The organism is Streptomyces sp. NPDC059456 (assembly GCF_042750055.1).
GTDB lineage: Bacteria > Actinomycetota > Actinomycetes > Streptomycetales > Streptomycetaceae > Streptomyces.
Genome location: NZ_JBHYVA010000016.1, coordinates 12512 through 30889, shown reverse-complemented (window position 1 = coordinate 30889; position 18378 = coordinate 12512). Strand labels below are relative to the sequence as shown.

General features: G+C 72.7%; 21 protein-coding genes and 1 pseudogene. 13 read left to right on the top strand and 9 right to left on the bottom strand.

The window, feature by feature from the left end; translation table 11 throughout:
• Positions 1 to 171 precede the first annotated feature (171 nt).
• The 5 genes and pseudogenes from ACFXA3_RS03225 to ACFXA3_RS03205 form a co-directional block, all read left to right on the top strand.
• Positions 172 to 558: pseudogene (locus ACFXA3_RS03225) on the top strand (TlpA disulfide reductase family protein); the annotation flags it as partial.
• Complete coding sequence (locus ACFXA3_RS03220) at positions 555 to 1319, top strand: cytochrome c biogenesis CcdA family protein (RefSeq protein ID WP_385181175.1); 765 nt, start codon at positions 555 to 557, stop codon at positions 1317 to 1319. The pseudogene ACFXA3_RS03225 and the gene ACFXA3_RS03220, both read left to right, overlap by 4 nt.
• Positions 1320 to 1356: 37 nt before the next feature.
• Complete coding sequence (locus ACFXA3_RS03215; RefSeq protein WP_385181173.1) at positions 1357 to 1947, top strand: hypothetical protein; 591 nt, start codon at positions 1357 to 1359, stop codon at positions 1945 to 1947.
• A 35-nt stretch (positions 1948 to 1982) separates the two neighbouring features.
• Entirely contained in the window at positions 1983 to 2723 is a 741-nt protein-coding gene (locus tag ACFXA3_RS03210; RefSeq protein ID WP_385181171.1) for a response regulator transcription factor, read from the top strand.
• Positions 2720 to 4165, top strand: coding sequence for an ATP-binding protein (locus tag ACFXA3_RS03205; RefSeq protein ID WP_385181168.1), 1446 nt, complete (start codon positions 2720 to 2722; stop codon positions 4163 to 4165). Before ACFXA3_RS03210 ends, ACFXA3_RS03205 begins: the two co-directional genes overlap by 4 nt.
• A 4-nt stretch (positions 4166 to 4169) precedes the next feature.
• Here the strand turns inward: ACFXA3_RS03205 and ACFXA3_RS03200 are convergent, their stop codons facing one another.
• On the bottom strand, positions 4170 to 6332 hold the full coding sequence (locus ACFXA3_RS03200) for a hypothetical protein (RefSeq protein WP_385181166.1): 2163 nt from the start codon (positions 6330 to 6332) through the stop codon (positions 4170 to 4172).
• Positions 6333 to 6495: 163 nt separating this feature from the next.
• On the opposite strand from ACFXA3_RS03200, the gene ACFXA3_RS03195 reads away from it, so the two are divergent.
• The 5 genes from ACFXA3_RS03195 (at position 6496) to ACFXA3_RS03175 (ending at position 9996) form a co-directional block, all read left to right on the top strand.
• The gene (locus ACFXA3_RS03195; protein WP_385181164.1) at positions 6496 to 6963 is read left to right on the top strand and encodes a hypothetical protein; all 468 of its coding nucleotides are present in this window, start codon (positions 6496 to 6498) and stop codon (positions 6961 to 6963) included.
• A 201-nt stretch (positions 6964 to 7164) separates the two neighbouring features.
• Positions 7165 to 7776, top strand: a complete 612-nt coding sequence (locus ACFXA3_RS03190; RefSeq protein WP_385181162.1) for an RICIN domain-containing protein — start codon at positions 7165 to 7167, stop codon at positions 7774 to 7776.
• Positions 7777 to 8169: 393 nt separating this feature from the next.
• Positions 8170 to 8646 carry a CAP domain-containing protein gene (locus tag ACFXA3_RS03185; protein WP_385181159.1) on the top strand — a complete coding sequence of 159 codons (477 nt, stop codon included), beginning with the start codon at positions 8170 to 8172 and terminating at the stop codon, positions 8644 to 8646.
• 91 nt (positions 8647 to 8737) lie between these two features.
• Positions 8738 to 8998 (top strand): hypothetical protein, encoded by a 261-nt coding sequence (locus tag ACFXA3_RS03180; protein ID WP_385181156.1) that lies wholly within the window; start codon positions 8738 to 8740, stop codon positions 8996 to 8998.
• Positions 8999 to 9114: 116 nt separating this feature from the next.
• The gene (locus ACFXA3_RS03175) at positions 9115 to 9996 is read left to right on the top strand and encodes a hypothetical protein (protein ID WP_385181154.1); all 882 of its coding nucleotides are present in this window, start codon (positions 9115 to 9117) and stop codon (positions 9994 to 9996) included.
• A gap of 230 nt (positions 9997 to 10226) precedes the next feature.
• Here ACFXA3_RS03175 and ACFXA3_RS03170 read toward each other — a convergent pair whose 3' ends face one another.
• Together ACFXA3_RS03170 and ACFXA3_RS03165 are read right to left on the bottom strand one after the other, a co-directional pair.
• The gene (locus tag ACFXA3_RS03170) at positions 10227 to 10874 is read right to left on the bottom strand and encodes a response regulator (protein WP_385181151.1); all 648 of its coding nucleotides are present in this window, start codon (positions 10872 to 10874) and stop codon (positions 10227 to 10229) included.
• Positions 10865 to 12118 (bottom strand): sensor histidine kinase, encoded by a 1254-nt coding sequence (locus ACFXA3_RS03165; RefSeq protein WP_385181148.1) that lies wholly within the window; start codon positions 12116 to 12118, stop codon positions 10865 to 10867. The genes ACFXA3_RS03170 and ACFXA3_RS03165 overlap by 10 nt, the downstream gene beginning before the upstream one ends.
• A 149-nt stretch (positions 12119 to 12267) precedes the next feature.
• On the opposite strand from ACFXA3_RS03165, the gene ACFXA3_RS03160 reads away from it, so the two are divergent.
• Entirely contained in the window at positions 12268 to 12729 is a 462-nt protein-coding gene (locus tag ACFXA3_RS03160; RefSeq protein WP_385181146.1) for a hypothetical protein, read from the top strand.
• Between the two features lie 104 nt (positions 12730 to 12833).
• Here ACFXA3_RS03160 and ACFXA3_RS03155 read toward each other — a convergent pair whose 3' ends face one another.
• The 3 genes from ACFXA3_RS03155 to ACFXA3_RS03145 form a co-directional block, all read right to left on the bottom strand.
• Positions 12834 to 13190 (bottom strand): carboxymuconolactone decarboxylase, encoded by a 357-nt coding sequence (locus ACFXA3_RS03155; RefSeq protein WP_385181144.1) that lies wholly within the window; start codon positions 13188 to 13190, stop codon positions 12834 to 12836.
• A 58-nt stretch (positions 13191 to 13248) separates the two neighbouring features.
• Entirely contained in the window at positions 13249 to 13722 is a 474-nt protein-coding gene (locus tag ACFXA3_RS03150; RefSeq protein ID WP_385181141.1) for an SHOCT domain-containing protein, read from the bottom strand.
• Positions 13723 to 13816: 94 nt separating this feature from the next.
• Positions 13817 to 14179, bottom strand: a complete 363-nt coding sequence (locus ACFXA3_RS03145) for a three-helix bundle dimerization domain-containing protein (protein ID WP_385181139.1) — start codon at positions 14177 to 14179, stop codon at positions 13817 to 13819.
• A gap of 253 nt (positions 14180 to 14432) precedes the next feature.
• Here ACFXA3_RS03145 and ACFXA3_RS03140 point away from each other — a divergent pair, with 253 nt between their 5' ends.
• Complete coding sequence (locus ACFXA3_RS03140; protein WP_385181137.1) at positions 14433 to 14942, top strand: hypothetical protein; 510 nt, start codon at positions 14433 to 14435, stop codon at positions 14940 to 14942.
• A gap of 2 nt (positions 14943 to 14944) precedes the next feature.
• Here the strand turns inward: ACFXA3_RS03140 and ACFXA3_RS03135 are convergent, their stop codons facing one another.
• Positions 14945 to 16102, bottom strand: a complete 1158-nt coding sequence (locus ACFXA3_RS03135; RefSeq protein ID WP_385181134.1) for an FAD-dependent monooxygenase — start codon at positions 16100 to 16102, stop codon at positions 14945 to 14947.
• A 73-nt stretch (positions 16103 to 16175) separates the two neighbouring features.
• Between ACFXA3_RS03135 and ACFXA3_RS03130 the strand changes: the two genes are divergently transcribed.
• Positions 16176 to 16733, top strand: a complete 558-nt coding sequence (locus tag ACFXA3_RS03130; protein ID WP_385181131.1) for a TetR/AcrR family transcriptional regulator — start codon at positions 16176 to 16178, stop codon at positions 16731 to 16733.
• Between the two features lie 223 nt (positions 16734 to 16956).
• Here the strand turns inward: ACFXA3_RS03130 and ACFXA3_RS03125 are convergent, their stop codons facing one another.
• Both ACFXA3_RS03125 and ACFXA3_RS03120 read right to left on the bottom strand, forming a co-directional pair.
• Positions 16957 to 17427, bottom strand: a complete 471-nt coding sequence (locus ACFXA3_RS03125; RefSeq protein ID WP_385181128.1) for a hypothetical protein — start codon at positions 17425 to 17427, stop codon at positions 16957 to 16959.
• Between the two features lie 179 nt (positions 17428 to 17606).
• On the bottom strand, positions 17607 to 18378 hold a 772-nt coding region (locus ACFXA3_RS03120), incomplete at its 5' end, for a hypothetical protein (protein WP_385181125.1).

The window sequence follows — 18378 nt, the reverse complement described above, 5'->3', positions numbered from 1 at the left end:
AATATTTACCCGCCGCCAGATACATTTATTTAGCCCGCGGGGCGCGCGGGCCGCCGGGGGGGCGGGGGGGGGCGCCGCGCCCCCCCCCCCCCCCCCGCCACGGTCATGGACCCCGGTTCGCGACCCGACGCGCCCGTGCTGACGGGCGACGACCTGTAGGGCAATCCGGTCAGCCTCGCCGGGCTCCGGGGCCACGTCGTCGTCCTCAACGTCTGGGGTTCCTGGTGCGGCCCCTGCCGGGCCGAAGCCGACGGCCTGGAGCGGCTCAGCCGTCAGACCCGGGCCGACGGAGTCAGGTTCCTCGGGATCAACACCCGTGACCGGGACCCGGCCGCCGCCCGGTCCTTCGTGCGCGCGCACGCCCTGAGCTTTCCCAGCCTGCCCGACCCCACCGGTCAGCTGCTGCTCCGCTTCCCGCCCGCACTGCTCAACCCGCAGGCGGTCCCGGCGACGCTCGTGATCGACCGCCGCGGACGCATCGCCGCCGGCATCGGGGGCGCCGTCACCGAGGACCAGCTGCGCCCCGTACTGGCGCGCGTGGCGAGGGAGGAGTCATGACGCCCGCCGTCGCGGACGCGCCCTCCCTCGTCAACGGAACACTTCTGATCGCAGCCCCGGTGGCGCTCATCGCCGGACTGGTCTCGTTCCTGTCGCCGTGCGTCCTGCCGCTCGTACCGGGCTACCTCAGCTACGTGACCAGCCTGTCGGTCTCCGACCTGGCGGACGCGCGCGGCGGACGCCGCAGCCGGATGGCGACGGGAGCCCTGCTGTTCGTCCTGGGCTTCACGGCGGTCCTGGTCTCCGGGGGCGCCCTGTTCGGCCACTTCGGCCGTGTCCTGCTGGCCCACCAGGAGGCGGTCACCCAGGCGCTCGGCGCCTTCACCGTCCTGATGGGCCTGTCGTTCATGGGGTTCCTCCCGGGTTTCGCACAGCGGGAGTTCCGCAGTCACCGGCGGCCCGCCCTGGGGCTCGCCGGAGCCCCCGTGCTGGGGGCGGTGTTCGCCGTGGGCTGGACCCCCTGCATCGGCCCCACGCTGGCCGCCGTCCAGGCGCTGGCCTGGACCGAGGCGAGCGCGGCCCGGGGAGCCCTGCTGATGGCGGCCTACTGCCTCGGGCTGGGCCTGCCGTTCGTCCTGGCCGCGCTGGCCTTCCGCCGCGCCCTGGACGCCTTCGGCCTGGTCAAACGCCACTATCCGTGGGTGCTGCGGACCGGCGGGGGTCTGCTCGTCCTCGTCGGCGTACTGCTGGCCACCGGGGTGTGGAACGACCTGGTGTACACGCTCCAGCTGTGGAGCGCGGACTTCACCACCGCCGTCTAGTACCGATCCGAGCCTCCCGGTTCACCGGGACACAGAAATGCAGAGAGATGCAGAGATGCACATGACCATGTCGCTCCACCCACGGCGGTCCCGGACGGTCCGGGTCGCGGCCGCCCTCCTCTCCCTCTCCGCCCTCACGGCGTGCGGCGCTCAGCACGCCGAGGGCGCCGGCGGCCCCGCTCCCACGACGAGTTTCACCGAGCAGGGGGTCACGGTCACGCTCTCGGTGCCCGACTGGCACGCCTCGAAGGGCACGCTCACCGCGGTGTTCACGCCCGAACGCAAGGGTTTCCACCTCTACAGCACCGATCTGCCGGCCGGCGGCGTCGAAGGCGTGGGCAGGCCCACGGCGGTGTCCGTCAGCGGTTCCCTCGCGGCGGCCGGCCGGCTGACGGCCTCCGCGGAGGTGCGGTCGATCACCGTGCCCGGTGTCGAAACCCCGCTACCCGTCTACCCGGACGGCCCGGTCACCACCACGCTGCCCGTCCGTGCCGACGCAAACGGGGACGCGACGGTGCTGATCGGGTACGCGAGCTGCAGCACTCGGGACGGCTGTACCATTCCGGTCTCCGGCCGCCCCGTACACCTGCACGTCACCGGCGACGGCCCGACGTTCAACCCCCACTAGCCGCAACCCGCCCGGCCGAGCCTAAGGTGTCCCCCATGCCCAGCGTCCTGGTCGTGGAAGACGACCCCAGCATCCGCCAGTCACTGATCGAGGTCCTGACGGAACACGGGTATGCCGTACGCAGCTCCGCCGACGGGTTCGGAGCCCTGCGGGAGGTCACCCAGACGCCGTTCGACGCGGTCGTGCTCGACCTGGGCCTGCCCGATCTGGACGGAGGAGACGCACTGCGCATGATCCGGGGCATCTCCTCCGTACCCGTCCTGGTGGCCACCGCCCGCGACGACGAGCGGGAAATCATCAGCCTCCTCAACGCGGGCGCCGACGACTACCTGGTCAAACCCTTCTCCGGGGGACAGCTCGTCGCGCGCCTCTCGGCCGTCCTGCGGCGCACCACTCACGTTCCCGCCGCCGCGCCCGCCCCGGGGACGCGGGGAGCGCCGGCGGCCCGGGTCGCTCCGGCGGCCGAGGCGCTGCACCCCACCACGGTGGGCGAGCTCACCGTGGACCCGGGTGCGCGCACCGCGTACCTGGCCGGCGTCGAGCTGCGCCTGACCCGGCGGGAGTTCGACCTGCTCGCGTTCCTCGCCCGCCACCCCGGCCAGGTGGTCTCCAAGCGGCGGCTGCTGACCGAGGTCTGGCGCGAACCGTACGTCGACGACCAGACCGTCGACGTCCACCTGTCGTCCCTGCGGCGCAAGCTCGGCGAACGGGCGGCGGCCCCGCGCTACCTGCTGACCGTCCGCGGTGTCGGCATCAAACTGGTGGTACCGCGGTGAGGCGTTCACTGGCCGGCGTGGCACTCGCCGTGACCTCCATGGTCGCCCTCTCCTTCCTCATACCGCTGGGCGCGCTGGTGATGTCGCTGGTCAAGGCGCAGGCCGTCACCGCGGCCGAACAGCGTGCCGCCGCCCTGGCCCCCGTCCTCGCCCTGACCACGGATCCCTCCGCCCTCCGGGAATCCGCCGCCACCTTGGACCCGGCCCAGCAGCTGGTGGTCCACCTGCCGGCGGACGCCGGGGCCCTCGGTGACTCCAAGGCACCCCCCGGGCTGCTCGAACGGGCCCAGCAGGGGCGGGAGTCCATCTCCCAGGCGATCCCCGACGGCTGGATCTGCCTGCAGCCGGTGGTGCTCCCCGGCGACCGGGTCGCAGTGATCGAGAACTTCGTGCCCGAGGAGGAACTGACCCACGGGGTCAAGGAATCGTGGGCGGTCATGTCCTTCCTCGCGGTCGCGCTGATCGGTGGTTCCGTCCTGGTCGCCGACCGTCTCGGCGCGAAGGTCGTCCGGTCCTCCAGGAAGCTCGCGCAAGCCTCGCGCGCACTCGGCCAGGGCGATCTGGACACCCGTGTGGATCCCGTGGGCCCCAAGGAACTGCGGGACGCGGGCGTCGCCTTCAACGCGATGGCGCACCGGATGAACGAGCTGCTCGCCGTCGAACGCGAGCTCGTCGCCGATCTGTCCCACCGGCTGCGTACGCCGCTCACCGCACTGCACCTCGCATCGGAGCGCATGGCGGGCACACCCGAGTCGGCCAGGGTCGAGGCGGCCGTCGGCGAACTGGAGGCGGAACTGCAGGCCATCATCGCCGCGGCGCGCACCCCGCTCGCCGTCGGCCCGATGGGCCAGGGCATGCTCGGCACCGAGCCGCCCGCCGGTCACGACACCGGGGCCGCAGCCGGGGCCGGGGCCGGGAAGTCCGGTCCGCGCTGCGAGGCTTCCGACGTGGTCCGCCGCCGTACCGCCTTCTGGTCGGTCCTGGCGGAGCAGCAGGACCGGTCCTGCTGCCTCGACCTCACCCAGGAACCCACGACCGTCGGCCTTTCCGACGACGACGTCGCCGCCGTGGTGGACGCGCTCATCGGCAACATCTTCCGCCACACCGCGCCCGGGACCCCGTTCGCCGTCCAGGTGGTCCGCACGGCCCAGGCCGTGGAGCTGGTCGTCGAGGACGGCGGGCCGGGCATCCCCGAGCCGGACCTGGCCCTCTCCCGCGGGAGCAGCACCGGTTCCACCGGGCTGGGGCTCGACATCGCGGGGCGGGCCGCGACCGCGACGGGCGGATCGGTGCAGATCGGCCGCAGCGCCCTGGGCGGCGCGCACATCACGGTGTCGTTCGCCCTGGCGGCGCAGGCCCCCGCCGGACGCAGACCGCGCGTCTCCCGTCGCCGGCCGGCCTGGCCGCACGGACGACAGGGCCGCTTCCGCCCCGCCCCGTGACCGGTCAGCAGTCCAGTTCGCGCCTCCACAGTTCCTCCGTGAGCCGGCTGACCCCGGCCGCGAGGTGGCGTCGGTACGTGGACATCGGCAGGCCGAGCAGGTCCGCGGCACGCTGCTGGGTGCCCGCCGGCTGGAGATGGGTGTGGTGGAGCGCCCGGTGGGCACGCCGGTCGCGCGGGGCCGCCTGGAGCTCGGCGGCCGTCTCCCTGAGCAGGGCGGCCAGGGCGGTGGCCCGCTCGTCCGGTCCCGCGCCCTGACCCGCCCGGGCCGCGACGGCGCGGGAGTGCAGCAGGACCGAACCGCGCAGTCCGCCGGCCCGTCCCAGCCCGCGCAGGGCCTCGCGGACTCCGGCGGCGAAGGTCTCGGCATCGAGCACGCGCAGGGCGGCGCACGGTCCGTCGGGTGCCGCGACCGCCAGCGGGTCGGCCGCCGATTCCCGTTCGCAGAGCAGGCCGAGCCAGGCCAGCGGGGGCGTACGGCGCCAGTCGTGGACGAACGTTCCGTACGGGCGTCCTGCGACGGTGAAGTCGGCCTGCGGCAGCCGGTCGAAGTCCGTGTACGCGCAGCCGGCGGACCAGAACTCCGGATCGGCGAAGGGCAGCAGGGTGAGGGCGGGCCGCTGCTCCGCCGTGAGGTAGTGGTGGGTCAGGCGCAGCGTGACGAGGGTCTGGACGGCGGAGACGTCCTGGTACGTGTCCTCGGCCAGCCAGGCGCGCACCAGCAGGGCCCGCTCCCCCGCGCGCAGGTCGCCGTGGCGGGCGAGCCAGTCGGCGGCGGCCGCGGTGCCCGGGTCCGCGGTGACGGCCGGGTCGTCGAGGTCCTCGGCGCCGAGCGCGAGCAGGAGGTAGAACCCCGCGGGGGAGTCCGGCCGTGCCTGCGCCCGTACGGCGGCCCAGGTCGCGGCCGGATGGGCCCACCAGCCGCGCAGCAGCCGGGCGGACTCGGGCCCCTCGTGGCGTTCGGCCATGGCGAGGAGGGCCGGCAGCTCGGCTTCCTCCGCCGCCGTGATCGACAGGGCGTCGAGGTGCGCGGAGCCGGCCGCTCCGGCAGCGGTGACCGGCGCCAACAGGGGTCCGGCCAGGGGACTGTCGCGGTGCAGATAGGCGAAATCGGCCAGGACGGCGCGCTGGCGCGCCCGGTCGCCGTCGGTGAAGAGCTGCTGGTAGTACGCGCTCGCGCGCCGGCGCAGATCCGTCCTGCGGGCGGGATGGCGCCAGCCGAGTTCGGTGTCGAGGACGGATCGGGCGAGGTCGTGGGGGTGGATCCCCCGCGGGCCGTACTCGGTGATCGACAGCGTGCACAGCCACTCGAACAGTTCGCCGGCGTCGGGTACGCCGAGCAGCGCGGCGAGCAGCGGCTCCGTGGTGACGAGGGCCTGGGCGTAGGCCTCCAGAGCGGCGCGGTGCCGCGGCGTGGGCACCACGTCGAGCAGCGCCGCGAGCAGGGTGTTCACCACGTGGGGCGGGGAAGCCGGGCCGGCGTTCCCGCGTGAGCCGTGCACCCGTACGTCGGCCATCAGGGCGAGCGCGAGCGGATGGCCGTGGGTGAAGGCCAGGACGCCCGGATGCTCCGCCTCGGGTACGCCGCGCCGCTTCAGGAGCTCGGCGCTGTCCGCGGGGTCCAAGGGGGCCAGTGGCATGGGGTGCAGGAGGCCGAGCCAGGCGGGGTCGGTCCGCCAGGCGAGCGGCGGCGGCTCCCGGTCGGCGAGGACCAGCACGCTGTCCTCGGGCAGGTGGGCGAGAAGCCCTTCGGTGGCGAGCACCGCTCCGGGGACGTCGACCAGGACGAGGCTGCCGGGGGCCACGTGCGCAGCCGTCGGCAGTCCGCCGGCTGCGCCGCCTGCCGGTGCGGCCGGTGCTCCCGGTGCGGTTGACGAGGCCGGTGCGGCCGGTCCGGCCGGTGCGGCTGTCGGTACCGGTGTCGGTACGGCTGCTTCCTGCGCGATGACGGTCACCGGCCGGCCGGCGCGCGCGGCCAGCCACGCGAACTGCCGCAGCAGCGTGGACTTCCCGATCCCGGCCGAGCCGTGCACGTGGACCACCGCGCCGCGCGCGTCCGCCAGGATGCGGCGGAAGGCCTCGACCTCTGCCTGACGGCCCACGAAGCCCTTGGCCCGGGCCGCGGCGAAGCGGTCGGCCATCCTCGGCGGTGTCTGCTGTCCCCCCACGCCATGGTGATATCACCGGCCGGACCGGGAGCGGGCGCAACGAGCGGAATTCGAGCGGAAGTCGGTCACTGTCCGGCGTGTCGATCGGACGGTGACCGCTCCTACCGTGAGCAGTGCCCGGGAGGGCAAGGAGTCGCCGAACACTCACCCAGGAGGGGAATCCATGTCCGAAATGATGCCCGCAACGTCCACGCCGTCCGCCGCTTCCGGCTCGCCGGCCCCGGCCCGCAGCCGGCGGCGCCGTACCGGCCTGCGGCTCTCCGCTGCCGCCTCGGTGGCTGCGGCCTGCGCCGCGGCGCTCCTCGCCACCGCGGGTCCGGCCGAGGCCAGCCAGTTCTTCGGGGGCACGCTGCACCCCGGCGAGCAGCGCTGCATCCAGCAGTACGCCTCGTACCAGGTCCGGGCCGACGGCAAGGCGACCGGTCAGGGGGCGAAGTTCAAGCTGCAGTACAACGGCGTGACGGTCCCCGGCACCGGCTCGCCCGGCCTGGTGACCAACTGGGCCGCCGACCTGCGTACGGCATGGGGCAACTTCCCCGGTCCCGGCTACTACACCGCTTGTGCGACCAACAACGGCACCGCGGACACCAACGTCCGGCTGGAACTGAAGACCGACGGCGAGGTCTTCTGACGCCTCCGCCCATCCCACCGCGGGCCCCCCGCGCCGTTCCGGCCGCAGGTGCGGGGCGTGGCCTGATCGGCGCTCTGCCGGGGGCGGGCCCGCCCGTGGTCCACTGCCTCCGGCACCGCCCCGCACCGGCCGCACGCCGCCGGTGCGGCTTCGGCGTGCCGCCGCACGGCCCCCGTACGCCCTGACGAGCCAGGAGAGGTCATGCCCCGCATCGCACGATGGACCACGGTCGCCACCGTCACCTTCGCCACCGCACTGGCCGGCACCGCCGCGGCCGGCGCTGCCGGTGGAACCGCCGCCCCGGTCCGGGCGGCACCCCGCCCCGTGTTCTGGACCGCCCAGCCGCAGGGCCTGGCAGCCCCGGCGCCGCAGCGATTGCTGGACCAGCCCGTCCGGATCACGAACGACTTCGCCAAACGCCCCACCACCCAGTGCCTGGACGTCGACGCGAACGGCGGCGGCAACGGCACGGTCGTCCAGATCTGGCAGTGCAACGGCACCACCCAGCAGCGCTGGTACCTCTGGAACAACGGCGCCCTCGAGAGCTACCGCTTCCCCGGCAAGTGCCTCGACGCGGACCTCAACGGCGGCGGCAACAACGGTACGAGGGTGCAGATCTGGGACTGCAACAACACGCCCCAGCAGAAGTGGTCCCACCCGTCGGGTGACCGCGCGATCTACAACGCCCGCTTCTACGGCGGCGGCAACATCGTCATGGACCGCGACGCGAACGTCACGGGAAACGGTGCCCGCATCCAGTTGTGGCAGAAGAACTTCCAGTCGCAGCAGTGGTGGGACGTGTGGACCGACTGACTCCGGCAGCACGGTAGGCGCCCGCGGACACCCGGGCCCGCCCCGGCACCACCCGCCACCCGCCGCCCCGCAGGCCCGCAGGCCACAGGATCCGGCCTGCGGTGGCGGTCCCCGGGCCGCCGCGGCGAAGCCCGCGCGGGATCCCGTCGTGCCGGCGCCGCCCCGGTCGCCGCTCCCGTCGCCCGGACATAGGCTGGCCGTAGGGGAAGCGGCCATGGGCCGCCTTGAGAAGAACACCGTGTTGCCGATGGCCCATCCGCCATCGCGCGTGCCGGACGTGTGCCACCCCCTCCCATGACGGTTGACGGTCGTGAACCGCGCCGGCACCCTCCGCTGTTTCCGTGCGACGAGGGAGTCGCAGTGACAACACTTACTCGTGTACACCGCCGTGCCATGGCCATTGCGGCCACGCTGATGGCCGGAGGACTGATGGTGGGGGCGGGCTCAACGGCTTCCGCCGCCGTCTCGACCGGTCTTCCCGCCGAGGTCAGTCCCGCCGACCAGGCGGCTCTGCTGAACGACACCAATGCGATACGTCAGACGGAGAGCGCGCCGGCCATCGCCTGGGACGCGGCTCTCGCCTCCGGCGCGCAGTCCTGGGCGGACAACCCCGCGTCGCACCCCGGCGGGGGCCTCGCGCACGACGACGGCTTCAACAACGGCGCCGAGAACATGTCGAGCGCCGGACCGTCCCAGGCCGTATCGCAGTGGGCCGGAGAGAAGGCCGCATACGACGCGGCCGGCCCGAACTGGGACACGAACTCCCCCGGCTACAGGAACTGGGGCCACTACTGGAACATGGTCCAGAAGAACTACACGAAGATGGGCTGCGGTGCCGCCGGCGGTGTCACGGTCTGCCGCTACGCCTGACCGCCCCGCCACGCACCCCTTGTGGAAGCGAAGTCTCCGCACCGGGTCCGTACCCCCGAGCGCCGCGCAGATCGGGGCTCTTCTGGTGCCTGTGGGCGCCGACGCGGCCATCGGCCTGATGACCGCGCTCGCCGCCGAAGACCTCGTATGGCCCGGCTCGGTACTCATGAACCGTGAGATCGCCCACGACACCGTGGCACGCATCGTGAAGTGGTTCGGGCTCGGGGCGACTTGGTGGACCAACCGGCAGGGCCGTTCGTGGGATCCGGTCACTGCCTGCACTTTCGACGGCGTGGTTGCCGGAAGCGACGGCGAGCACTTCGCGGTCCTGATCCAGATGGGAGAGGACTGACCCGACGAAACACACGGACTTCAGCCACAACATGCCGCGTTCAGCTCAATCGGTGGTTCGGCCGTCCTCCTTGCCCACGCTGTGACCGTTGACAGCGCACGCCACCGGAGGCCCTCGTGTACGCATCCCGCCAGCAGGCGAAGTCCCGTCCGGACGGCCCGGACGGCCCGCTCGCCGTCGCGGCGGAGCAGAACGGCTTCCAGCCCTCCGTACCGCCCGCGTGGACGCGTGCGCTGCCGTTCGTGTACGTCGCCTTCGTCCTCCTCCTGGAAACGGCCCAGCAGGAGGAGTGGGCGGTGAGCTTCTTCCTCATCGCCCTGCCCGCCATCGCCGCCTACGCCTACGGCCCGGGCGTCGTGCTCGGCCTCACCGTGTTCGCGATCGCCCTGGAGGGCTCCCTCGCGGCCGTCTCCCACCACCTGGGCGAGACCCACCACGTCACCGCCGACATCGCGACGGCGGTCGTGGGTGTCCTGGCGGCGGTGCTGGCCGCGCACCGGCGGCGCCAGGAGCGCCACCTCGTCCACGCGAGCTCGGTCGCCGAGGCGTTGATGCGCGCGCTGCTGCGCCCCGTACCGCACCGGGTCGGGCACGTACTGGCGGCAGGGCTGTACCGGCCCGGCGAAGCCGGGACCATTACCCGCTCGTCGACCGGCTTCGTCAGCGGTTCTCCGGCCGGCCGGCTCCGGGCCCGGCGGAGGTCGTCAACTTCCTCAACACCGACCTCCCCCGCCACACCCGTAGCCTGCACGACGACATCGCGCTGCTGGCGATCGCCCCGCACGGCCTCATCTGAGGCAGCCCCGGCCGCGCTCCACTTCCCCTTGGTCCCCGCTCCCGCCGAGGTTCCGCACGAGCCGGGCGGCGACGTCGAACCGCTCCGGAGTGGACTCCAGTTGCCGAAGATGGCGCAGGTGCGCGGCCAGTTCTTCCTCGGCGTGCGGATACGTGCGCAGGGTCATGCCCATGCCCTGGCAGTAGGTGAGGACGAGGAATAGTCGCCGGGCGTGGTCCACGATGTCGGCGTCCACGCGTGAAGCGGCGAGTGCCCGGTGGAGGGCCGCGGCCTCGGCCGCCTTGCCGGCGAGGCATCCGTTCGGGAAGTCACCGTCAACGGGTCGGCGCAACAGCCCGGTGCGGCGGTCCGAATGACGGTCCGCCAGCCGGACCAGGTGCTGCGCACCGTCGGGCCGCGCACCGACAAGCGATTCCACGGGAGCCGGTCGGGTCAGGGCTTGTTCAGGTAGGCGAGGACCGCGCGGACGCGGCGGTTGGTGTCGTCGTCGTCCGTGACGCCGAGTTTGCCGAACAGGGAGGTCGTGTACTTGCTGATGGCGCCCTCGCTGAGGAAGAGACGGCGCGCGATGGCCTGGTTCGACAGGCCCTCGGCCATCAGGCCCAGTACGGAGTACTCGCGCTCGGTGAGCCGCCCCAGTCCCCGGTCCGGGGCGCTCCCGGAGAGCAGTTTCGCGATCACGGCCGGGTCCATGGCGGTGCCGCCGGCCGCGACGCGTTCCAGGGAGCCGATGAACTGCTCGGCGTCGAACACGCTCTCCTTGAGCAGGTAGCCGACGCCGCCGGAGCCGTCGGCGAGCAATTCGCGGGCGTACAGCTGCTCGACGTGCTGGGAGAGGATCAGGACCGGCAGGCCCGGGATCTCGGCGCGGGCGGTGAGGGCCGCGCGCAGGCCCTCGTCGGACTGGGTCGGGGGCATGCGGACGTCGATGACGGACACGTCCGGGCGGTGCGTCCGCAGTGCTTCAAGCGTTTCGGGCCCGGTGGCGGCCGTGGCCACCACCTCGTGCCCGAACGCCTCGATCAGGCGGACCATCCCGTCGCGCAGGAGGTACAGGTCTTCGGCTACGGCTATACGCATGGCACGGTCATCCTGACACGGGTCGGGCCGCCCTGGGGGCTGGTGATCGCGAGTGTGCCGTCGAATGCGGCAAGGCGGCGGCGCAGTCCGGCGAGCCCGCCGCCGGGCCGGGTGTCGGCACCGCCCCGGCCGTCGTCGTCGACGTCCACGACGATGCCCGTGTCGTCCCGTACGAGGGAGACGTGCGCCCGGGCCGCCCCGGCGTGCTTGACGGCGTTGGTGAGGAGTTCGGCGACCCCGAAGTAGAGGGCGGACTCGATCGGCGGGTCCAGGCGCAGCGGGCCGCCGTCCCTGACGGCCACGTCGAGGGGGACGTCCAGCGCGAGCGCGCGGACGGCGTCGACGAGCCCGCGCTCGCTGAGGACGGGCGGGCTGATGCCGCGGATCAGTTCGCGGAGTTCGGTCAGCGAGGCGGCGGCGCCGGCCCGCGCCACCCCCCACAGCGCCTTGGCCTGGGCCGGGTCCCGGTCCATCAGGGCCTCGGCGGTGGCGAGCGAGAGCCCGAGTGCGACGAGGCGTGCCTGAGCGCCGTCGTGGAGGTCCCGCTCGATTCGGCGGATCTCGGCGGCCTGCGCGACGGTGGCGTCCGCGCGCTGGGAGGTCAGCTCGTCCACCCGCTCCGCCAGCGCCATCGCGGGCGAGGGCCGCAGGAAGCGCACGGCCACCGGGCGCAGGGACCGCCAGGCGTACGGGGCGCAGCCGACGGCCAGGGCCAGCGCGCACGCCCCGGCGAGCCGCACGGCGGTCCCGTGCCGGGTGAGCCCGAGGCCGGCGGCGGCCAGCGCGGCCGGCGGGAGGGCGGCCACCGCGCCGGCGGTGAACGGGGCGATGACGGCGAACCGCAGGTCCCGCCAGGTGGCGGGGTCGCTCCACCACAGCCGCATCCGCTGGTCCATGACGGCGTCCCGGCGACTGCGTTCGTAGCTGAAGCCGTTCCACCAGTAGCCCGTGGACAACTGCATCACCGGCCCGGCTTCCCGGTACCCGGCGGGGACGTCCGTACCGGTCCACCGCGCGACGAGGAACCGGACCGCCCGGCACACGGTCTGCGCCAGGGCGAGCGTGCCCGCGCACACGATCACGGCGGGCCCGATCCACGACCACGGGTGCTCCGCCCCGCACCACACCCCCAACCCCACGGCGGCGGCCCACACCACCGGCACGAGCATGCAGACGGCAGCGGCGGCGCACGCCCGTCCGAACCCCACCCCGGCTCGCACCACCCAGGACCCCACCCGCCCCATGACTCCCCCTCGGCTCTCGTTCGATGCCTCCACTGTGCACCGTCGGGGGCCCGCAGCATCCTTGTTCGTGCCGGGAGTGGGGCTGGCCCCACCCCGCTGTGGGGCCAGGCCGATACCGCGTCGTACGGCTGCTCCGTAGCGTCGTGGCCATGGAAACCAACGCGAACGCCACGAACGCCACGAGCGCCACGACGACCGACCCGGTCCTCCTCGACACCCCCGGCGCCCGGGCCGCGTTCGCCTCGACCCGGGCCGGCGTAAGGATCTACGGCGCGCTCACCGCCGCCGCCCTCCTGACGGTCGTCGCGGTCGCGGTCACGGGTCACATGGTGAACCCGTTCATGTGGGTCCGCGCGATCCTCCTCCCCCTCATCGCGGTGCTGCTGCACCGGCTGACGGTCTCCGTCTTCCAGGGCTCCCGGCGCGCCTTCGAGCGCCTGCGCGGCATCTCGGCCGTCTTCCCGGTCGCGATCGTCGGCGTCGACCTGATCCCGGGCGTCTGCCCGTGGTGGTACGCGGCACTGCAGGCGCTCTGCGTCCTCCCGGTCATCCGCATCGCCCTCACGATGCGCGGCACGGCCCTGCGGACGGCGTTCCCGAAGACCCGCTGACGCGAAGACGGGCGGACCACCCCGGCGACCCCGGGGCTCGGGGCCGCCCAGGCGGCTCCGAGCCCCGCATGACCCGCGCGCCGGCTCAGCGGCAGGCCGGCCGCCTAGCGGGCGTTGCGGCTCTCGGCTTCGGCTCGGGCTATGGCTTCGGCTTCGCTGTCGGCCAGTGCGAGAGCGACGCCGAACGCCTGGGCGATGTGGCCCGCAGCGGACATGACGCGTGCGGTCCCCACCACCGGGGCGATGGCGACGAGAAGGTCCTGCAACTGGTCGACCGTGAATTCGGCCTTGATCGCAGGATTGATGTGGGCCAGGTAGGAGATCGCCGGTGCGTCCATCGCGACCAGCGCGGAAATGCGGGCGAGGATCAGTGTCCGCTCGTCCATGTGGCAGTGCTCGAGGGAATCGATCGTCATCGCGGCGATCGTGTCGAGTACCGGGGTTTCGGATGCTGTAGCCATGGGGGAACCGCCTTCTGGTGAGGTGGAGCCGGGCCGGCACCTGCTCGGTGCGGGCCGGTCAGGTGATACCGGACGTGGTGGACGAGGACGTGGTGGACGAGGGCGTGCTGTTCGCGCGGCCCACATCGGCCAGGGCCAAGGCCTTCGCCTGCTCGAATTCCTGCTGTGTGATGACGCCCCGGGCGTGCAGTTCCGAGAGCTTGGCGATCTCGTCGGCGCTGCTGCGCCGGTCGCCGCCCGCCGTCTCCCTGACGTAGGACTCGAACGCCTTGTGCTGCTGCATGACGTGTTCCGTCTCGCGGCGGCCCATGTCCTTGCCGCGGACCAGCAGGTACACGAAGACCCCGAGGAAGGGCAGCACGACCACGAAGATCGTCCAGCCCGTCTTGCCCCACCCGCCCAGGGAGTCGTCCCGGAAGACGTCGAAGATGACTTTGAAGAGCAGGAAGATCCAGATGACCCACATGAAGAACCACAGCATGGTCCAGAACGCGCCCATCAACGGGTAGTCGTAGGCGAGGTTCGTCTGCATGGCCGGCTCTCCTGTCGTTCGAAGTTCAGCCCGGGCTCCCCGTGCACCGCCCTGCACCGCCCCGGTCGGGATCGGCGGGGGGATCGGCGGGGGGCTAGGAGCTCGCAGCGGGTGGTGAGGCGCCCCGGAGGGCGGTACGGATGCGCGCGAACCGGGTCGCCGCCCGGTCCGTGCCGGGCGGCGCGCTCAGGTCCGGACCGTCGCGGACGGCGTCCGGAGGTTGCCGTGCGGGCCCCGGATCAGCCGCCTCGGCCCGGACCGCACGGTCGAGGAGGGAGCGCGCATGTCTTTCGGTGAGCACGGGCACGAAGTCGCGGATGCGGCTGTCCTGGAAACGCTGCACCGCGGCGGACAGCGCCGCGTCGACCTGCCCGGGAGTCTGCCGGCCGTGATACACGGCCCTGAGGTGTGCGCCGACTCGCCGAACGGCTTCTTCCTCGCCCGACTGTGAAGACATCCGATCCTCCTGGGACCATGCTGCACCCGGGAATCCCCCGGGCACCACCGGAGGACGGCCGCCGGCCCGGACCCGTTCACCGTGGCGCCGGCGGCTGCCGTGGACCCTCGGGCGCCGCCGCCGAGAAAGCTCGTGCCGGCCTCTGGCGGACGCGCGTAGATCTCCGCCACCATTTCCCTGCTCCGTCAGCACACCCCTGCTCTCCCCGCACCGCCGTCCCGTCCGTCACGGCCACCAGCAGGAGGCACCCCCGATGAAGCTCCGTTCCGTCCTGACCGCGCTCGCCCTCGTCCTCGGCGCGCTGCTCGCACCCGGAGTCGGCGTCCTCGGCGGCGCCACCGTCGCGCAAGCGGCCACCAAGATCAGCCACTCGACCGCGACTTCGATGTTCCGCGGCTCCGGCATCACCTGGTCGTCGTCCGGCGGCTGCTCGGACCGCAACAACGCGACCTGCACGTCCTTCGAGCAGCTCAACCTCGCGACCGCGCAAGGCGCCCAGACCCTCAGGAGCGCCAGTGGCTGCGCCCTGAACATCACCGGGGGCACCGAGGCCGGTCACGCGAGCGGCACCTACTCGCACTGGAACGGCTACAAGCTCGACTTCGGCAAGTCCACCTGCCTCGGGAACTACATCAAGAACACCTTCGGTTACATCGGACTGCGCGGGGACGGCGCCCCGCAGTGGAAGTCCGGTGCCGGCAACGTCTACGCCGACGAGGGCAGCCACTGGGACGTGACTTTCCTCACCTGCGGCGGCTGCTGACGTCACCTCAGATGCGGCGGCGTCCAGTCGTGGTGCCGAAGGATCATGCGCGTTGCGGCGCTCGAGGGCGTCAGCCGCATCATCGTGTTGCGCACGGCGACGGCCAGGGGGTGCGAGAGCCGCTGTCCCATCCGCCCGGCCTGCCGGGCGGCCCGCGCGACCGCCTGGCTGCGCGGCCGGCGCTCGGCGTCGTAGCGGACGAGCGCGGCATCGACGGTGGGACCGCTGGCGAGTGCGGCGGCCAGGGTGACCGCGTCCTCCAGCGCTTGGCACGCGCCCTGGCCGAGGTGGGGGGTCATCGCGTGTGCCGCGTCCCCGAGCAGTGCGATCCGGCCGACGGCGTACGAGGGCAGCGGCGTGCGGAGTTCGTCGACGTCGTGGTGCAGCACGGCGGTGGGCCGGGTCGCGTCGAGCAGGGCGGGTATCGGTTCGTGCCAGGTGCGAAACCGTCGGCGCAGCTCGGCGACCGGGTCGGCGAACCGGGTTCCGGCGGGCAGGTCGAGGACGGCGTGCCACTCGGCACGTCCGTCGTGGAACGCGATGTGACCGAACTCGGCCCCGTGCCCCCACGTCAGCTCGAAGTCGGTGCGCAGGTCGACCGCCCGCTCGGTGATGGCGCGCAGCACGGTCGACCCGCTGTGGACCGGTCCCGGATGGGCCGGGAAGAGGAGACCGCGCACCTTGCTGCCGATGCCGTCGGCCGCCACCACCAGATCGGCGTCCAGAACCGTGTCGCCGCAGGTGACGTGCACCGTCCGCGGGCCGGTCTGCCGGACGGAACCCACGTGCGAACCGGTCAGCAGCGCCTCGGCCGGGAGGGCCTCGCGCAGCAGTCGGTGCAGAGTGGCGCGGGGAATGCCCACGATCGGCGTACCCACCGCCCGCTCCAGCACCGCGCCGTCCATCCGGGTCAGCCAACGACCGTCCGGTGTACGGGTGCCGCCGGTGTACTGGCCTCGCGAAGCCTGCCTCACCGCACCGCCGACGCCCAGTGCGTCCAGGGCCCGCAGTCCGTTGGCGGCCAGCGAGATGCCGGCCCCCGCGTCCGCGAGCGTGGACGCGCGCTCGACGACCGTCACCTCCCAGCCGACGCGGCGCAGACCGATCGCGGCGGCCAGCCCGCCGATGCCCCCGCCGACGACCACTGCCCTGCCGTCCATGGCACACCCCCCGTTTTTCTACACCTGTAGAAGGATGAGGGTATCGGACGTACTACAGGTGTAGAAAGGGACCATGGCTTCGGATCGGCGCACTCTCCTCGCGGACGCGGCTCTCGACGTACTCGCCGACGAAGGGATCCGCGGCCTGACCCACCGTGCGGTCGACCGGCGGGCCGCCCTGCCGCCCGGCACCACTTCGGCGTACTTCCGCACCCGGGCCGCACTGCTCACCGGACTCGTCACCCGCCTCGTTCAACGCGACCAGGCAGAGCTTCACATGACGGCCGAGGCGCTGCCGCCCCTGCGCACGGCCGGGGAACTGGTGGACGGCATGGCGATGCTCACCCGGCAGCGCCTCACCGGCGAGGGCCGCCGCCGCTCGCTCGCCCGCTACGCCTGCGCCGTCGAGAGCGTCCGCGACCCCGAACTGCGCGAGATCCTCGTCCCTCGCGACAACGCCGGCCGTGAGGCCGTCCGGCGCTTCCTCGCCGAACGCGGTGTGGCGGACGTCGACGACCGCACCCACACGCTGCTGACCTGCATCGACGGGCTCGTCTTCGCGGGGCTCGTGAGCGGCGGCGACGTACCGCGCGAGGCCCTCGAAGGCCTGGTCGCGGCCGCCCTGCGCTAGACGAGTCGTTCCGAAGCGATCGTGCTCAGCTTGCCGATGGGCCAAGGGGCCATTCGATGGCGTGCTGCCGGCCCGTGGACATGCATGCTGCCTGCGCCGAGGCGGGCTTTGCGTCCCCCGAGAAGCCGGCGAAGCAGATGACGCTCGCCGCACCATGGAGGCCGGAGCCGGTGCTGCTTGTCCCGGGCCGCTCACGGCAGCTGCCGAATCCCTTCCCGGGGCTTCAACTCAGCTGGTCGCGCACGAGATCGAGGAATGCCTGTCGGCTCGGATGGATGTGCGCCCAGACCTTCTCGTCCTGTGGCTCTCCCGGATCTTCGGGGCCCTTCCTGATCACCTCCTGTACTGCCCACGCGAGGCTGCGTGCCGCTTCGCTGACCTCGGACGCGCACAGTACGTGGATCGTCTTCTGCGTCACCCACACCCCGTCGAGGACCTGCCTCGCCCGGGCCTGCCACTGCTCGTCAGCCAGGTTGTGGTGATACCGGTCCACCGCGACTCGTTCCGCTTCCTGCACCGCAGACAGAAATGCGATGAGGTGCGTGAGGCGCTCGTTGCGCCGCGCCTCGGCAAGTTCACGGTCACTGCGGCGCGCCTCGCCGCGTTCCAAGGCACGTCCTGCCGAGCGTTGAACCAGCATCGACATGAGCCCGCCGAGCAGGACGCCGATGAGCGGCGCAAGCGTTGTCCACACAACGTCCGATTATGACATCGATGGCATGAACACGGCACGGGGGTCGGGCAATATCGGGCCGGGACCGGGACGCGCAGACGGCCAGGTTGTCGCAGCCTTCGGCAACGGCGGCCGGATCGCGGGATGCGCCCCTCGGGGGTCTTCCGAGAGGCGCGTGCCCGGTCCTGCCGCCGGCCGGGTCAGCGGGCCGCCGTGAGGACGGCGTCCGTGTTGTAGGGCGCGAAGCCGGCGTTGTCCTTGCAGCCGAGTTCCTCGAAGGTGCTGACCTTGGTTTCCGGGTCGGTGTACGTGAGGCGGTACTTGCAGGCGCCCTTGATGTAGCGGCCCTTGACCCCGCCGGGGAAGTCGATCTCCTTGTTCCAGAGGTAGGGCGAGTCGTAGTCGTTCAGGCGGGCGGTGGCGTTCACGTCGATGCCGCCGGGCGCGTAGATCTCGTAGACCCAGCCCGTCTTCGCGGTGCCGTACGTGGCGAACTTCTGCGCGACCCATTTCTCGCAACTGGTGCTGAGGTGGGCGCTGTTCTGGCCGCCGCCCTTGACGATGTACTCGGCGAGCGGGGTCACCTGGTCGCCCCGGGGCGTGAACCCGGTCTGGAAGATCTCCTCGACGGTCTCCCGGGTGTCCCCGCGCCACAGGGTGTTCACGTCGGTACGCCACTGCCAGCGCTCGGCCGCGGCGGCGGCGGCGACGGGGCGGGCGATGGCCGAGTTGGTCGTCGTACGCCACCAGTCCCAGGCCCGGTACTCGACCGTCGGCCCGCAGGGGCTGGTCAGGCTGTCGTCGGCAGCTCGCAGTCCCGGAGGTACGGCCGGTGCCGCAACGGACGACGCGTGCGGGAGGGCGGCCGGGGCGGCGAGGGCCGGCCGGGGGGGGGGCGCGGGGCGGGCGCGGGGGGGGGGGGGCGCCCCCCCACACGGCAGGAGCAGGGGGAGGTACCCAAACAAAAGGAAA

Excerpts from the sequence above, each read along its gene's own strand:
- ACFXA3_RS03220 (WP_385181175.1), top strand. The coding sequence starts at position 555 with ATGACGCCCGCCGTCGCGGACGCGCCCTCCCTCGTCAACGGAACACTT.
- ACFXA3_RS03215 (WP_385181173.1), top strand. The coding sequence starts at position 1,357 with ATGCAGAGAGATGCAGAGATGCACATGACCATGTCGCTCCACCCACGG.
- ACFXA3_RS03210 (WP_385181171.1), top strand. The coding sequence starts at position 1,983 with ATGCCCAGCGTCCTGGTCGTGGAAGACGACCCCAGCATCCGCCAGTCA.
- ACFXA3_RS03195 (WP_385181164.1), top strand. The coding sequence starts at position 6,496 with ATGTCCGAAATGATGCCCGCAACGTCCACGCCGTCCGCCGCTTCCGGC.
- ACFXA3_RS03190 (WP_385181162.1), top strand. The coding sequence starts at position 7,165 with ATGCCCCGCATCGCACGATGGACCACGGTCGCCACCGTCACCTTCGCC.
- ACFXA3_RS03185 (WP_385181159.1), top strand. The coding sequence starts at position 8,170 with ATGGCCATTGCGGCCACGCTGATGGCCGGAGGACTGATGGTGGGGGCG.
- ACFXA3_RS03170 (WP_385181151.1), bottom strand. The coding sequence starts at position 10,874 with ATGCGTATAGCCGTAGCCGAAGACCTGTACCTCCTGCGCGACGGGATG.
- ACFXA3_RS03165 (WP_385181148.1), bottom strand. The coding sequence starts at position 12,118 with ATGGGGCGGGTGGGGTCCTGGGTGGTGCGAGCCGGGGTGGGGTTCGGA.
- ACFXA3_RS03160 (WP_385181146.1), top strand. The coding sequence starts at position 12,268 with ATGGAAACCAACGCGAACGCCACGAACGCCACGAGCGCCACGACGACC.
- ACFXA3_RS03155 (WP_385181144.1), bottom strand. The coding sequence starts at position 13,190 with ATGGCTACAGCATCCGAAACCCCGGTACTCGACACGATCGCCGCGATG.
- ACFXA3_RS03150 (WP_385181141.1), bottom strand. The coding sequence starts at position 13,722 with ATGCAGACGAACCTCGCCTACGACTACCCGTTGATGGGCGCGTTCTGG.
- ACFXA3_RS03145 (WP_385181139.1), bottom strand. The coding sequence starts at position 14,179 with ATGTCTTCACAGTCGGGCGAGGAAGAAGCCGTTCGGCGAGTCGGCGCA.
- ACFXA3_RS03140 (WP_385181137.1), top strand. The coding sequence starts at position 14,433 with ATGAAGCTCCGTTCCGTCCTGACCGCGCTCGCCCTCGTCCTCGGCGCG.
- ACFXA3_RS03135 (WP_385181134.1), bottom strand. The coding sequence starts at position 16,102 with ATGGACGGCAGGGCAGTGGTCGTCGGCGGGGGCATCGGCGGGCTGGCC.
- ACFXA3_RS03130 (WP_385181131.1), top strand. The coding sequence starts at position 16,176 with ATGGCTTCGGATCGGCGCACTCTCCTCGCGGACGCGGCTCTCGACGTA.